Annotated in this window: 14 protein-coding genes; 10 read left to right on the plus strand and 4 right to left on the minus strand. The window is 63.3% G+C overall.

Translation table 11 applies throughout. The annotated features are described in order from the left end of the window. Nucleotides 1–159 precede the first annotated feature (159 nt). Complete coding sequence (locus ACW9UR_RS14545) at nucleotides 160–729, plus strand: hypothetical protein (protein WP_458917725.1); 570 nt, start codon at nucleotides 160–162, stop codon at nucleotides 727–729. A 102-nt stretch (nucleotides 730–831) separates the two neighbouring features. Here ACW9UR_RS14545 and ACW9UR_RS14550 read toward each other — a convergent pair whose 3' ends face one another. Further along, the gene (locus ACW9UR_RS14550; protein WP_458917726.1) at nucleotides 832–1,035 is read right to left on the minus strand and encodes a cold-shock protein; all 204 of its coding nucleotides are present in this window, start codon (nucleotides 1,033–1,035) and stop codon (nucleotides 832–834) included. Between the two features lie 546 nt (nucleotides 1,036–1,581). Between ACW9UR_RS14550 and ACW9UR_RS14555 the strand changes: the two genes are divergently transcribed. From ACW9UR_RS14555 to ACW9UR_RS14580, 6 genes are read left to right on the plus strand one after another with little or no spacing between them, the layout of a single operon-like run. After that, nucleotides 1,582–2,484 (plus strand): 5-bromo-4-chloroindolyl phosphate hydrolysis family protein, encoded by a 903-nt coding sequence (locus ACW9UR_RS14555; protein WP_458917727.1) that lies wholly within the window; start codon nucleotides 1,582–1,584, stop codon nucleotides 2,482–2,484. Between the two features lie 30 nt (nucleotides 2,485–2,514). After that, on the plus strand, nucleotides 2,515–3,708 hold the full coding sequence (locus ACW9UR_RS14560; RefSeq protein WP_458917728.1) for a toxic anion resistance protein: 1,194 nt from the start codon (nucleotides 2,515–2,517) through the stop codon (nucleotides 3,706–3,708). Continuing rightward, the gene (locus ACW9UR_RS14565; RefSeq protein WP_458917729.1) at nucleotides 3,709–4,617 is read left to right on the plus strand and encodes a DUF2927 domain-containing protein; all 909 of its coding nucleotides are present in this window, start codon (nucleotides 3,709–3,711) and stop codon (nucleotides 4,615–4,617) included. It begins immediately after the preceding gene. Between the two features lie 21 nt (nucleotides 4,618–4,638). After that, nucleotides 4,639–6,279, plus strand: coding sequence for a hypothetical protein (locus tag ACW9UR_RS14570; protein ID WP_458917730.1), 1,641 nt, complete (start codon nucleotides 4,639–4,641; stop codon nucleotides 6,277–6,279). A 50-nt stretch (nucleotides 6,280–6,329) separates the two neighbouring features. Continuing rightward, nucleotides 6,330–7,445, plus strand: coding sequence for an SPFH domain-containing protein (locus tag ACW9UR_RS14575; protein WP_458917731.1), 1,116 nt, complete (start codon nucleotides 6,330–6,332; stop codon nucleotides 7,443–7,445). A 43-nt stretch (nucleotides 7,446–7,488) separates the two neighbouring features. Next, nucleotides 7,489–8,601, plus strand: coding sequence for a TFIIB-type zinc ribbon-containing protein (locus ACW9UR_RS14580; protein ID WP_458917732.1), 1,113 nt, complete (start codon nucleotides 7,489–7,491; stop codon nucleotides 8,599–8,601). Between the two features lie 155 nt (nucleotides 8,602–8,756). Here the strand turns inward: ACW9UR_RS14580 and ACW9UR_RS14585 are convergent, their stop codons facing one another. Beyond that, nucleotides 8,757–9,431 (minus strand): SOS response-associated peptidase, encoded by a 675-nt coding sequence (locus ACW9UR_RS14585; RefSeq protein ID WP_458917733.1) that lies wholly within the window; start codon nucleotides 9,429–9,431, stop codon nucleotides 8,757–8,759. 255 nt (nucleotides 9,432–9,686) lie between these two features. Here ACW9UR_RS14585 and ACW9UR_RS14590 point away from each other — a divergent pair, with 255 nt between their 5' ends. Next, a complete protein-coding gene (locus tag ACW9UR_RS14590; protein ID WP_458917734.1) occupies nucleotides 9,687–11,024 on the plus strand; it encodes a metal-dependent hydrolase family protein in 1,338 nt (445 codons plus the stop codon). A gap of 114 nt (nucleotides 11,025–11,138) precedes the next feature. Here ACW9UR_RS14590 and ACW9UR_RS14595 read toward each other — a convergent pair whose 3' ends face one another. Next, a complete protein-coding gene (locus tag ACW9UR_RS14595) occupies nucleotides 11,139–12,716 on the minus strand; it encodes a bifunctional metallophosphatase/5'-nucleotidase (RefSeq protein ID WP_458917735.1) in 1,578 nt (525 codons plus the stop codon). Nucleotides 12,717–12,867: 151 nt separating this feature from the next. Between ACW9UR_RS14595 and ACW9UR_RS14600 the strand changes: the two genes are divergently transcribed. Beyond that, nucleotides 12,868–13,299 (plus strand): hypothetical protein, encoded by a 432-nt coding sequence (locus ACW9UR_RS14600; RefSeq protein WP_458917736.1) that lies wholly within the window; start codon nucleotides 12,868–12,870, stop codon nucleotides 13,297–13,299. A 37-nt stretch (nucleotides 13,300–13,336) separates the two neighbouring features. Here the strand turns inward: ACW9UR_RS14600 and ACW9UR_RS14605 are convergent, their stop codons facing one another. Beyond that, the gene (locus tag ACW9UR_RS14605) at nucleotides 13,337–13,873 is read right to left on the minus strand and encodes a peroxiredoxin-like family protein (protein ID WP_458917737.1); all 537 of its coding nucleotides are present in this window, start codon (nucleotides 13,871–13,873) and stop codon (nucleotides 13,337–13,339) included. Between the two features lie 145 nt (nucleotides 13,874–14,018). Between ACW9UR_RS14605 and ACW9UR_RS14610 the strand changes: the two genes are divergently transcribed. Then, nucleotides 14,019–14,807, plus strand: coding sequence for a pyrroline-5-carboxylate reductase family protein (locus ACW9UR_RS14610; protein WP_458917738.1), 789 nt, complete (start codon nucleotides 14,019–14,021; stop codon nucleotides 14,805–14,807). Nucleotides 14,808–14,835: the final 28 nt, after the last annotated feature.

Genomic DNA, 14,835 nt, shown 5'->3' on the forward strand with positions numbered 1-14,835 from the left:
GCGTGCAACAACTCGGTTCCCGCGGGGGGACCCGGGCCGTTCGATCCGCCGCCGCCTGCGCCCGTTCCGGATCCATATGCCTACCCCGCGCCTCAAACGGCGGCCGCGGGCGCTTATGGCGCGCAAACCGCGGATGCCAGTGGCGCGCCACGCAGCGCGGTGACAGTCAATCCGGATCCGAATGCGCAACTGGCGCAGGACGTAACGAATGTTCTGCAGTCGACCTCGCCGACGGGGGCCCCCGCTCCGGTCGCGACTGCGCCAGCATCGATGGTGACCGCTACACCGGTTCCCGCCGCTCCGCAGGCGATGCCCGGTGCGGCCGAGATCGGCGTCGATCCGAACGCGGACAGCATTGATCTGAACCAATCGAGCCTCGAGGTCCAGAAACGCCAGCGCGAAGCCGCCGAGGCACGCCGTCAGGCTGCCGAAAGCCAGCTGGTCATCGTCGAGCCCGAGCCCGTGCCGCAGCAGGACATCAACGCGAACGTCGTCGCCTTCGCCCGGCAGACCACGCACCCGGTCGGGACCAAGGTCTACAACCGCCCGGTGTTCCGCGACCGTTTCCAGTCCGCCTCGGTCTGCCGCCGGTTCGAATCCGACGAAGAGGCGCAGAGACAGTTTCTCAGCACCGGCGGGCCGAACAACGACCGCTACAACCTCGACCCCGATGGCGACGGCTTCGCATGCGGGTTCGATCCCGAACGCTACCGCCGGCTCAACTTCTGAGCCGGTGCCGCCCCTTGGGGCGCGCGCCGGACCATCACCCGGGCCGAAGCACCCGAGACACTGCCGACCCGGATCGCGTGCCGGCAGCAAATCGCGTGAATGTCAGACCTTCAGTTCGCCGGCGATCTCGCGCCCGTCCCGGCCCTGCTGAAGCTCGTATTCTATCGGTTGATGTTCACTGAGTGTCGTCAAGCCTGCGGCCTGAACGGCCGTGATGTGGACGAAGACGTCCTTCCCACCACCTTCCGGCTGAATGAAGCCATAGCCTTTTTCGGTGTTGAACCACTTGACGGTGCCTTTAGCCATTGCGGAGTCCAATCATAATTTCTCCGACGCGACAGGCGTCGGTTCGTCACCGGCAACGCAGACTGAGGGCTCACCTTACGACATACGGCCGCGCGCGTTCCCCCAAACGGCGATCCCGTAGAGGAAACCTAACCCGAATCTGCCGAGTCGCTCAATTGCGGCAATATGTGCGGCAGAACGGAGCTCGACTCCGGTCCCGGGAAGGGCCGCATTCGATCGGAAAACCGAAGAGCAAGAGCGCCTGAGGCGAGGAACCGCCTCCAGCTAGGGGATTTCGGCCACCTTTACCCTGCAGGCCTAGGTCCCTGACGGCCTCGCTGGCCCCAACGCGAGCCGGCTGCGGAGGACCTGAGCGCGCAATCCGCCGCAGCCTTGGCCGGCGCGGCTTCGGGGACTATGTGAAGCGGGCGCGGCGTGCTAGGTTTGCGCCGCAAACGGGGGAATTCACATGAGTGACCGGACCTTGCGCGGCTTTGCGGCAGTGGTGCTGCTGGCGATCATCCTGTTCTCGGGCTTCCGGGCCTGGGGCATGAGCGGTGCATTCTGATGGCACAGCGCTATGGCGGTCAGTTCAGCCCGACCCCCGGCAACAAGCCGGGCGAGTCGCCCGCCAACGAACCTGGCGCGCGGTTTCGTGGTCGCCGGGCGAGCCGGGTGAATATCGCCGCGCGTGCGATGTTCCTGGTCCCGCTGCCCCTTCTCTTCTCGGGCCTGGGCGAGATCGCGGGCGGTGACGCCGTTGGAATGGTCGTCGAACTGGGCGCTTTTGCACTGCTTCTCATTTCGGCGGTGATGCTGAACGAGGGGCTAAAAGCTGACGCCGCCTACGAGGCGCGCGCTATCGCAAAGCCGCCTGCTGTTCCGCGCAAGCTCTTCGCCTCTGTGCTGACTGGACTCGGCGTGTTCCTCGCTGCGGGCGTCGCGCCGGGCTTCAACCTGATCGGCGGCGTGATCTTCGGCGTCGCGGCCGGTTGCGCGCAACTGCTTGCCTTCGGGTTCGACCCGATGAAAGCCAAGGGCGGCGCCGCGACCGATGATTTCGAGGCCGAGCGCGTGGCCCGCGCCATCGACCGCGCCGAGGAAACCGTCGCCGAGATCATGGCCGCCGCAGGCCAGATCGGCGACCGCAGGCTCGAAGGCCGGGTTGAGCGGCTGATCGGCCAGGTCCGCGAGGTGTTCCGAACGGTCGAGGCCGATCCGCGTGACCTGACCCGCGCCCGTAAGTTCCTGGGGGTATACCTGGTCGGCGCGCGGGATGCGACGCGCAAGTTCGCGGAGCTCTATTCCCGCACCCGGAACGAGACGGCCCGCGAGGAATACGAGGCGTTGCTGACGGACCTCGAAGCGAGCTTCCGCCAGCACCGCCAGGATCTGCTCGCCGACGACAAGGTCTCGCTGGACGTCGAGATCGAGGTGCTGCGCGAGCGGCTGCAACAAGAAGGCGTCTGATCGCCGCATTTGCCAACGGAGAGGTTGAACATGTCCACCGAAGTCCGCACCAAGGCCGAAACCGCCGTCGCCGAGGTCGAAAGCGTCGCCCTCGCGCCCCTGCCAGAGCCGAAGAAGGAACTGATCGTGATCGACCAGGCAGACGAGCTCGAAAAGGTCGAGATCGAGAAGCGCATTGGCGAGCTCGACATGGGCAACAGCCAGTCGATCATCCAGTTCGGCTCGCGCGCGCAGGCCGAGTTGCAGACGATCAGTCAGGAGATGCTGGCCGACGTAAAGAACAAGGACACCGGCCCCGCTGGCGACGCGCTGCGCGACATCGTCAGCTCGATCCGCGGTTTTTCGGTCGACGAGCTGGACCCGAACCGCAAGCTGTCCTGGTGGGAGAAGCTGCTCGGCAAGGCCAAGCCTGTCTCCGAGTTCCTTGCTCGCTACGAGGATGTGCAGGGCCAGATCGACAGCGTGACCGAGAACCTTCTGACCCACGAGCACACGCTGCTCAAAGACATCAAGTCGCTCGACAAGCTCTACGAGAAGACGCTGCAGTTCTATGACGAGCTGGCACTCTATATTGCGGCTGGCGAGACCAAGATCCGGCAGCTGGACAACGAGGACATCCCGCGCCTTGACCAGGCCGTACAGGACGCCCCTGAGGACCAGGCCGTCATCAAGGCGCAAGAACTGCGCGACATGCGCGCCGCCCGCGACGATCTCGAGCGCCGGGTGCACGATCTGAAGCTGACCCGCCAGGTGACGATGCAGTCCCTACCCTCGATCCGCCTCGTGCAGGAGAACGACAAGTCGCTGGTCACGAAGATCAACTCGACTCTCGTGAACACCGTGCCGCTGTGGGAGACGCAGCTGGCGCAGGCAGTGACCATCCACCGCTCGCGCGAGGCGGCCGGTGCGGTCAAGGAAGCCACCGACCTGACCAACGAGCTGCTGAAGTCGAACGCCTCCAACCTCAAGGAGGCCAACGCCGAGATCCGCAAGGAAATGGAGCGCGGCGTCTTCGACATCGAGGCGATCAAACAGGCCAACTCGGACCTGATCGCCACTATCCAGGAAAGCCTGTCGATCGCCGACCAGGGCAAGGCCGCCCGCGCAGAGGCCGAAAAAGAACTGACGAAGATGGAGCACGACCTGAAAGAGACGCTGGCCGCAGCCAAGGCCCGCCAGGACAAGGCCGGCGTCACCGTCGGCGAGACCGTACCGGATACCTGAGTGACGCCCCAAGACTTCCTGCGCCGCCTATCGGTGGCGCTTCTCCTGCCCCTGCTCGCGGCCTGCGCGCCGCCTGCTTCGCAAGAGCCGGACCTGAGCGGTCCGGCTCTGGAATACCTGTACGCGGAGACCGCCTACGCGATCCGCCTGAACGGCGGGCTGCGGACCGATCGGGCACCCGCCGATGCGCCTTTGAGCATCGACACGCTGGCCAAGAACTTCGAGGAGATCGCGTTCTTCACAGAGTTCGCCCGGCGCGGCAACGGCCGTCTGAAGCGCTCGCGCGAGATCCGGCTGACACGTTGGGCAGAGCCCGTCCGCGTCGGCGTCATCTTCGGCGAGAGCGTCCCGCCGGATCAGCGCAAGAAGGACCTTGCCGTGATCGAGGACCTGCTGTCGCGTTACCGCAAGCTGACCGGTCTCGACATCCGCTATGTCCCGACCGGAGATGTAAACTTCATCGTCCTGATCCTGGAACGGCTGGAGCAACGCGCGCTGGCCAGCGCAATCCTCGATGAGGGCGATTTCCCCGCTGCCTTGGCGCGCGACCTCTGGGATTCGCGGCCCAGCCTGCTGTGCTCGGCCTCGCTGTTCGGTCCCAACGAGCGGAATGGCGGCATCGCCGTCGCCGTCGCGCTGGTAAAGGCCGAGCACCGCGGTCTGATGCGGACCTCGTGCTTCCACGAGGAAATGACACAAGCACTCGGTTTGCTGAACGACAGTGACGAGGTTCGCCCGTCTATCTTCAACGACGACGAGGAATTCGCCCTGCTCACCGTGCATGACGAGATCCTGCTGCGGATGCTCTACGATCCGCGGTTGACCGAGGGCATGAGCCTGGAGCAGGCGCGCCCGATGCTGCGCCAGATCGCGGCGGATGCCGCGCGGGCGAGCGGGCTGAAGCTTTGACGGGCCTTCGGAGAGCGACTGATGCAAGAGGCCAATGAGCTGCATCCTTTTTCGCGGATTGCGGTATTGTCGGGTCTCTTTGCCCTTTTCGTGATTCTTTGTGCCTCTGATGCCCAACTGGTAGACGATACCTTCATCAGCCTGCACTACGCCCGTAACCTCGCGGAAACGGGCCTTGCAACCTGGTGGCCAGAGGCATCACCCGTTGATGGGTTTACGTCAATGGCGCATGTAATCATACTATCGGCGGGTTTTCTCGCGGACATCGATGTAATCGCGTTCAATTGGCTTCTGAACCTTGCGATTGTTGCCGTACTGGCGCTCACCTTATCCCTTCGTGTTCCAAAAACAATAACATCCCAAATAACCGCTCTATCATTGATCTTCCTCTCTGCTGGCTACGTGCATTGGGCAGGTGCAGGCCTGGACGCACTACTATACAGCTTGGGCCTATTTTGCGTTTACGTTCTTGCTGAGGAGTGTTGGAGTTCGAAGAATTTTACCTTCGGTCTTTTCGCCGCCTGCGCCTTACTTGCCACGATCCGGCCAGAAGGCTATCTAGTTGCGCCTGCCGTCGGATTGTTCTTTGCGGTGCAGCCGCGCGTGAAGAATGCCCGTCGCTATGCAGGAGCAATCTTCGCAGTTGTGGCGGCGTTACTTCTTTGGAGGCTTACTCTCTATGGCCATCCACTCCCCAACACATTCTATGCAAAATCCTCGGGATCGAGATTAGCCGAAATACGAGATGGCTGGGAGTACGTAAGGTATTGGTTTCTATGGCAAGGCGGCATAGTCATCATAGCACCTTTGATAACAATTTCAGCAGGTAAGGGCAGTGCCTTACGCGTCCTTTTCGTACTCGGCCAACTCGCAATTGTCATCGTCGAGGGCGGAGATCCTCACCCGTTAGGCCGGTTCCTCTTACCTATAATTCCTATCGCAGCAATTGATCTCGCGATACTCGTTAGTGACCGGAACATCGCGAAGCGCGTCTTTGGCTACTCCGTCCTTATGATCTTCCTCCTCAATAACTACGCGCTGCTGTCCTATCCGAGTGGACTCGCTAGCGTCCTTCGAAGTGGCTATCAGGAAATCTCAGTCCACCAGTGGCCAATATCAGGACAGGACCATGCTTCAGTCTCGGATTTGGCCGCTCCTGCAATGGCTTTGTCAGACTTAGTCCCCGCAGGAATGGAGGTTGGAGGAACTGATGTGGGAGCGCTAGCGTACTTCTCTAACAGGCAAGTAATTGACGCTTTGGGATTGAACAACGCAGAAATCGCCAAACTCGCCGGCCGTTCGTCTGCTTCCAATCTCTGGGGTGTAGATGGGCTTTCCGAAGTAGCTGCGCGAGAGACGCCAGTAATCCAGATCAGTTTTCCGTGGCTATCGGAGGAACCATGGAGTAGTTTTGCCCGAGGCGTCAGATCCTGCACTGCTCGGGAAACTCATATCGCCATGCTTGCAGAGAACTCGGTGCAGGATCTGGCTGCGAGTTACCGCTGTGTTTCCGCGAAAACCGACCAAGCAGAAAGCTATTCCATGTTTCTCGTACACCTAGCCTCAATAGAAGAGGTGAAAGCTCTAGCACACGAAGCTGAGGTTTCCTCTTGTATCGCGCGTATCGTCGAAAAATGTGCGACGAGCGCAACGCTTCCTTAGAAACAGACACACGCATATAACGGTCAGCAGTAGCAAGAGCGGGGGTACCTATGGCCATCTTCGATTTCCTCTCCGGCGAATTCATCGACGTCATCGAGTGGACCGACGACACCCGCGATACGCTGGTGTGGCGGTTCGAGCGGCGCGGCCATGCGATCAAGTACGGCGCTAAGCTCACCGTGCGCGAAGGCCAAGCGGCCGTGTTCGTACACGAAGGGCAGCTGGCGGATGTGTTCACACCCGGTCTCTACATGCTCGAGACCAACAACATGCCGATCCTGACCACGCTTCAGCACTGGGATCACGGCTTTCAGTCACCGTTCAAGTCGGAGATCTACTTCGTCAACACGACCCGCTTCCAGGACCTGAAGTGGGGCACGAAGAACCCGATCATGTGCCGTGATCCGGAGTTCGGGCCGGTGCGCCTCCGTGCTTTCGGTACCTATACGATCCGAGTCACCGACCCGGCGCTGTTCCTGAAAGAGATCGTCGGCACCGACGGTGAGTTCACGACCGACGAGATCAGCTTCCAGATCCGCAACATCATCGTCGCCAAGTTCGGCCAGACCATCGCTGGCAGCGGCATCCCGGTGCTCGACATGGCCGCGAACACGGGCGAGCTGGGCAAGCTGATCGCGGCCAAGGTCTCGCCGCAGCTGGCGGAGTACGGCATGAGCATGCCCGCCTTCTTCATCGAGAACATCAGCCTGCCCGAGGCCGTCGAGAAGGCGCTCGACAAGCGCACCTCGATGGGGATCGTCGGCGATTTGGGGGCCTATACGCAGTTCTCGGCGGCCGAGGCGATGACGGAAGCGGCCTCGAACCCGGCTGGCGGCGGCATGGCTGCCGGGCTGGGCGCCGGCATGGGTATGGCCATGGGCTCCCGCATGGGGCCATGGGGCGCGGTCCCTGCCCCGGCGCAACAGTCGGCAGCCCCGGTTCCGCCGCCCCCGCCGGTCGAGAAGGTCTGGCATACCGCGAGCCGCGGTCAAAGCTCGGGGCCGTTCAGCCGCGCGGACCTTGGCAAGATGGCCGCAGAGGGCAAGCTGACGCGCGAGACCTTCGTCTGGACCGCCGGTATCGACGGCTGGACCCGGGCGGGCGAGATCGCCGAGCTGGCGCAGCTTTTCACGGTAATGCCGCCGCCTCCGCCGCCTGCCGACTGACCCGCCGACCGAACCGACACAAATCCCGGGCCCGGAGCGATCCATGACCCCCACCACCGAGGAGCACCGCTTTCCCTGCGGGAACTGCGGCTCGGACATGCGCTACCTGCCGGGCTCGGACAGGCTGCATTGTGATCATTGCGGCAACGAGGAGCTGATCGAGGGTGGCGGACCCTGGGCGGGTGCCCACGCGATCCGCGAACGGGATTTCCGCGCGGCGCTCGACGCGAAGATCCCCGAGGCGGATATCGAGGAAACCCGCGTCATCCGCTGCGAAAGCTGCGGCGCCGAAGTGGAGTTCGACCCCGACACCCACGCGACGCGATGCCCGTTCTGTGCGTCCCCGGTGGTGACCGATACCGGCACGCACCGGCATATCAAGCCGGCCGCCGTCCTGCCCTTCGCATTGGCCGAGGAGGAGGCCCGCAAGGCGATGACCGACTGGCTGGGCCGGCTGTGGTTCGCCCCGAACGGGCTGAAGAAATACGCCCGCAAGGGACGTCGCATGGACGGGATCTACGTCCCCTACTGGACGTATGACGCGGATACCCGGACCCGTTATCGCGGCAAGCGCGGCACCGTCTACTACGAGACAAGAACGCGCCGGGTAAACGTCAACGGCAAGTCGCAGACACGTACCGAGCGGGTGCAGAAGATCCGCTGGACCCCTGTTTCAGGCCGCGTGGCACGCGCTTTCGACGACGTGCTGGTCCTGGCCTCCCGTAGCCTGCCCAAGCAGTACACTGACCGGCTGGCGCCTTGGGATCTTGCGGGGCTGGAGCCGTACCAGCCGCAATACCTCGCAGGTTTCCGGGCCGAAGCCTACCAGGTCGAGCTGTCCGAGGGTTTCGTGGAGGCGCGCGACATCATGGACGCGACGATCCGCCGGGACGTGAAGTTCGACATCGGCGGCGACCGGCAGATGATCGACGCGATGGAGACCGACGTCTCCGAGGTTACATTCAAGCACGTGCTGCTGCCGGTCTGGCTGGCGGCCTACAAGTATGGCGGCAAGACCTACCGCTTCGTGGTCAACGCACGGACCGGCGCGGTGCAGGGCGAACGACCCTATTCGGCTTGGAAGATCGCGATCGCTGTGATCCTCGGGGCCATTCTCGCGGGTACGGTGGGATACTTCCTGGCGCAGAACGGCTGATCCCGGAGCTGATGGCGTGCATGGGGCCACTCGCTACTCACGCGGGGGTTACACACACTCACACCTTCCCCATGCACCTTCCGGTTATCGTTTCCGAATGTGGTACACGCGTGATCCAATTCGGGTCACTTTCCGCTAAGATTCTGCTAGGTTAATCAGAGGTTAACGGGCGCAGTGAGGTCCGGGTCGTCCGCGCGCATGGCGTTCACCTTGCGGCTGACGCGGTGCAAGGCCAACAAATCCTCGGGTGCGGAGTGCATCAGAAGCGCAGCTCCCTTGCCCGCCTCGCCCAGCCACAGCGGCTGGTCCTGAGGCGAAATTATGACCGGCATGCGATGATGCACCTCGGACAACATCTTGTTGGCCGAGGTCGTGAGTATGGCAACTGTTGTAAGTGTCTCGTCAGAGTCGGGAACGCGCCACTCCTGCCAGATCCCGGCGAGGGCCAGCGCTGCGCCCTGTTCGGCCGGGTAAATGTACCACGGGTCCTTGCCCCCGTCGGGCGCCTTTGTCCATTCGTAGAAGCCACTGGCCGGAACCAGGCAGCGCCGAGCGCGGACAGCCTCGCGGAATGCCGGTTTCTCGGCCACGCTCTCGGCGCGGGCGTTTATCAGCAGCGGCCCGTCGTTGGCCGCCTTGTACCAGCGTGGGATGAACCCCCAGCGCATCGGCCGCAGCCCGCGGCCGTCCTCCTCCGAGACGACCACGGCAACCTGCTGCGTCGGACAGATGTTGAGTCGGGGCACCGGGGGGAGATCCAGCGCAACCTCGGCCCCGAACAGGCGCTCGAGATCCTCATCACTCAGGGTTAGAGTAAAACGGCCACACATTGCCCTCAGAATCTAAGCCGGTGGCCTCGGGATGAGAAGCAATAGCTGAGGCGCAAAGCGGTTTCTTGACAGGCAAAGGGAAAGACACTCTGACTTTAGGCATTCCGTGTCATCCATTTTTGAGGACGTCCCGATGTGTCTGACCTGCGCTCAGCAACGTGCCCTCGGTATCGAGCCGATTGATCCCTGCCATTGCGGCGCACCACATACCCAAGCGGCAATGGAACGTTGAGCAGCGATCTCGCGCGGCGACAGATGCTGGGCGGGATGGCAGGCGTCGTGGGGATGTTCGCGGGTTTCGGGCTGTCGCCGGACAAGGGTTGGGCGCAGACCCCCGGGCGCCCGCTACTCCTGCGCAACCTCAGGTACTACGACGGCCTCGGCTCCGATATGACGGATGGCCAGGACATTCTCGTAGACGGCGGGCGAATAGCGGCGCTCGTACAGGCCGGACAGGGGCCGGAAGAGGCGGATATCGTCGACTGCGGCGGTCGCACAGTGATCCCAGGCCTGATCGACTGCCACTGGCACGCGACCCTCGTCGGGGTCAGCCAGGTGGCCGCGATGACGCAAGACATCGGATGGTTGCATTTGATGGCGGGGCGCGAAGCGGGAAATACGCTGATGCGCGGCTTCACGACCATCCGCGATACCGGGGGCCCGGTCTTTGGTCTGAAGGCCGCCATCGATCAGGGCGTCGTTGCTGGGCCGCGCGTATTCCCATCGGGCGCGATGCTGTCCCAGACTTCCGGGCACGGTGACTTCCGCCTACTGAACGAACTCCCCAGGATGCCGAGCGGTCCTGCGAACTACTCCGAAATCGCCGGCGTGGCCGCAATCGCGGACGGACGAGCGGAGGTGCTGCGGCGCGCGCGTGAGCAGCTGATGAAGGGCGCAAGCCAGATCAAGATAATGGCGGGCGGCGGCGTTTCCTCGCTCTACGATCCACTGGACAGCATGCAGTTCACGCTTGAGGAGATGCATGCTGCGGTCAAGGCCGCCGCCGACTGGGGCACCTATGTCTGCGCGCATGTCTATACGGCGGATGGGATCCGCCGATGCATCGATGCTGGCGTGAAATCGATCGAGCATGGTCAGCTTGCCGATGCGGACACCATCCGTGCGATCGCCGACGCAGGCGTGTGGTGGAGCATTCAACCGTTCCTCGGCGACGAGGATGCGAACCCCAAGACCGACCCGGGCAGTCTAGCCAAGCAGCAGGAAGTCGCTGCGGGAACGGTGCGCGCCTTCGAGATGGGTCGGTCCGAGGGGGTGAACATGGCTTTCGGCACGGATGTGCTCTTCAATCCGGCGGGCGCTTCCGCCCAGGGCCGGCACCTCGCCAAGCTGACGCGTTTCATGGCCCCGCTAGACGCCTTGCGGATGGCGACCGGCGACGCCGGCGCGCTGCTTGAGCTCTCGGGCGCCCGGGCACCATACGACGGCCGCCTGGGGGTGATTGAGGAAGGTGCGTTGGCGGACATGCTGGTCGTGGACGGCAATCCGGAAGACGATCTCGATTTCATTGCCGATCCCGAGCCCAACTTGCGGCTGATCATGAAGGGCGGCACCGTCTTCAAGAACACGCTCTGAGCGCCAAACCTCTCGATCAAAACACACGCTGAAAAATGACATCGCCCCCGTGGCACGCTACGGGGGCGACGATCTGTTGCTATTGGCTCCCGGCGGCAAGTCCCGCCAGTCGGATCAGTTCGCTTCGGTGATCCGGCCGGTGACGATCGGCGTGTAGGGCGCGTTCGCCGCCAGGTACTCGGCGGTCACGTCCGCAAGATCGGGGCCGAAGTCGTAGGCGTTCTCGGCGTTGACGAACATCGAGAAGCCGTCACCGCCGCCGCGCACGAAGTTGTTCGACACGACGCCATAGGTTTCTTCGGGGTCGATCGGCTCGAACCCGCCGTCGACCTCGACCATCGCATCGACAACGCGGCTGCCCGGCTCGGCCGAGGGATCCCAGGTGAATTTCATCCCGGCAACCTGCGGGAAGCGGCCGGCAACTTCCTCGACCTGGCTGACACCGTTTTCGAGCGCCTCGAGCAAGGTCGCCCCGCTGACCTGGAAGGTCGAGAGCGTGTTCTGGAACGGAAGAACGGTCAGCACCTCGCCCATGGTCACTTCACCCGCGTCGATCGAGGCGCGCAGGCCGCCCGAGTTGGCAATCGCGATCTGGATGCCCTGGTCCTTGACCCGGTCCAGCATCGCATCGGCGACCAGGTTGCCCATCTCGCATTCCATGACCCGGCAGACACTGCGGTCGCCCTCGATCGGCGCAGCGCTTTCGGCGACGACCTTGTTGCGGATCTCGTCCAGCGGTCCGGCCAGTTCGGCAATACGCGCAACGGTGGCTTCGTCCTCGGTCACGCTGGCGTCCATGATGATCGGCTCGCCGGTGGCTTCCGTGATGTTGCCGTCATCGTCGAAGGTCAGGTTCAGCTCGCCCAGGAACTTGCCGTAGGCATAGGCCGAAACGATAGCCGTATTGCCGACCATGGTCGGATACGGGCCTTCGGCATTCTCGGCGGTGTTCGACAGATAGGTGTTGGTGTGGCCGCCCACGATAACGTCGACATCCGGCACATTGGCGGCGACGGTCTGGTCGACGCCGTAACCCGAGTGGCTGAGCACGACGATCTTGTTGATCCCCTGCTCCTTCAGCTTCTCTACTTCACCCGCGACGGCATCCGACGGATCGGTGAAGACGATGTTCTTGCCGGGGCTGGCCAGTTCAGGCGTGTTCTGCGGGGTCAGGCCGATCAGGCCGATCTGCTCGCCACCCTTCTCGATCACGGTGGACTTCATCAGCGTACCCGCCAGCAGCGGCTCGCCCGAGACGTCGGCGTTCGACATCAGCACCGGGAAATCGACGCTGTCCATGAAGCCGCGCAGCACTTCGGGGCCGTCGTCGAACTCGTGGTTGCCCACGGTCATCGCGTCATAGCCCATCTTGTTCATCATCTCGGCCGCGGCCTTGCCCTTGTAGTAGGTGTAGAACAAGGTGCCCTGGAACTGATCGCCGCCGTCTACCAACAGGTAGTTGCCGGCGCGCTCCTTGGCTTCCTCGACCGCGGTCACAAGCCGGGCCGAGCCGCCGAAGCATTCGCCCGCGGTGTTGTCCTCGGCCGAGCAGCCGCTGTCATACTTGCTGATCGGCTCGAAACGCGAGTGGAAGTCGTTGGTGTGCAGGATCGTCAGGTTGAACTCGGCCAGGGCCGGGAAAGCGCTGACCGCGACACCGGCAGAGGCCAGAAGGAACGCGCGCAAGGTCATTGAAGTACTCCATGCAATGATGATCGCCGCCGGTTATCCGAGCATTTTGACACCTTGTTTACAAGCATTGTTGCATGCGATTGAGTTGGCGCGGGCGCCCAGCCGCCCTTGACCGAACGTAAAGTCATTTCGAAGGAACGAGGCCCGACCGATGCCCAGACCAATCTATGCCGTGCTGGCGGTGTGCGCCGGCGCGCTGGCCGGATGCGATACCGGCTCCCAGTCCCCGACCCTCGCTGTCGGTCCCGGCTTCCAGGTGACGACGATCGATTGGGAAGACAGCGAGGCGGTGACCCGACTGGCCTACGGCCTGCGCGAAAACACCGGCATGACCGAGGTTTGCGGCGTGGTCGCTTCGGAAGGATCAGCAGCCGTCACGGCGCTGGAGCCGCAGCTTCTAGGCGCAGGTCGGCTTGTCGACGGTGATACGGTGATCCTGCCTTCGCTGGCGTCGTTCTCCCGTGCCAGCTCGGTCGCGCAGGGCACGCCTGCAGGTTGCGTCCTGACCCAGGTGCCATGGAATGCCGACTGGGCGGAGAAGCCGCCCCAGGTCACGGTAAAGACCCAGGAATTCAAGATCTGAAATCAAACGGGCGGCCGTTGAGGCCGCCCGTTTTCGTTCATGCCGCGTAGGTGCCGCGGATCGGGTAGTTGTTCTGGGGATCGCGGATGAACTTGATCCCGTTCACCAGACTCTCCAGTGCCGGGCGCACGAAGGGCGCATTCGAGATGTCGACGATCTGGATCCGGCCCTCGGCATTGACCACGAACAGGCCCGGCTCGGCGAAGGGCCGGTCGGTTTCCTGCGGCGAGCGCGGGTTCGAGATGTAGAGCCCCAGTTTCTCCATCTGCTCTATCGACAGATCATAGGCGACGGTGAAACGCGGCTCGACTTGCTCCATCTGTGCCTTGGCCTTTTCCTCGGGATCGCCCGAGACTGCGACCACGTCCACGCCCAGCTCGCCCAGTTGGTCCAGAACGCCGTTCAACTCACCCAGGTAGCGGGTGCATATCGGGCAGTGCTTGCCGCGGTAGACGACGACAAGTTGCCAATCGCGGCCTGGTGCGGGCGTGCCCAGCTCGACGGTGCCGCCGCCCAGGCGCGGCACGGTGATCTTCGGAAAGGCTTCGCCAGCTTGCAGCTTGGTTGCGGGCATATCGGTCTCCTGCGTGGATTGCATCTGATTGCCCATCCCAACTATGTGCCCCCGCGCGACGTTCCAGTGGCAGGAGAGTCGTCCCACGGGGATGTGAAAAACTGGATGGGATGTCATGCTCTCCTTACGCGAAGGGAGTGTGATCATGATCGACAACCAAACCCGACTTGGGATCATCGGAGGGACCGGGATGCTCGGCCGTGCCATAGCAGAGGGGGTGCTCGCTTCGGGTCACCCACCCTCGCGGCTCTGGGTTTCCAATCGTAGCGGAGATGCCTCCGGCCTGCCGGACGGCGTCACCGCGACAAAGGACAACCAGTTGCTCGCCGATTCCTGTGATCTGGTCCTGCTGTCGGTACCACCGGCGGCTGCCGACTCGATCAACATCTATGCTCCAGACCGGCTCGTGGTCTCGGTGATGGCGGGGGTCTCACTGGAAAGGCTCGCGGCGCTCACAGGCGCGCGGCGCGTCATTCGCGCGATGAGCAGCCCCGCTGCCGCGAGGGGCCTCGCGTATTCGCCCTGGATCTCCGCAAGCCCTCTCGACGTGACCGATCGAAGCCGTATCACCCGGCTGTTCGAAGCCTGCGGTGTCACGGACGAGGTCTATGAGGAAGCACATATCGAGCATTTCACCGCGCTCACCGGCCCGGTACCCGGTTTCGTTGCTTACCTGGCAGAATGCATGGCCGATCACGCCACTGCCCACGGCATTCCGGAGGATGTCGCGGACCGGGCCACTCGGCAACTATTTCTGGCAGCGGGCACGATGCTGGCGGCGGATGCACCCAGCCCGGCAGAGCATGTGCAGGAAATGATCGACTATGCGGGCACTACGGCGGCCGGGCTCGTCGTGATGCGCGACGGCCCCCTGCGCGACGCCATCTCAGCGGGGCTGGATGCGGCCATTGCCCGGACACGCACGATTGGATGAACAATAACGCCTGCCGGGCGAACCGGCA

It is taken from the genome of Halovulum sp. GXIMD14794 (genome assembly GCF_054457455.1).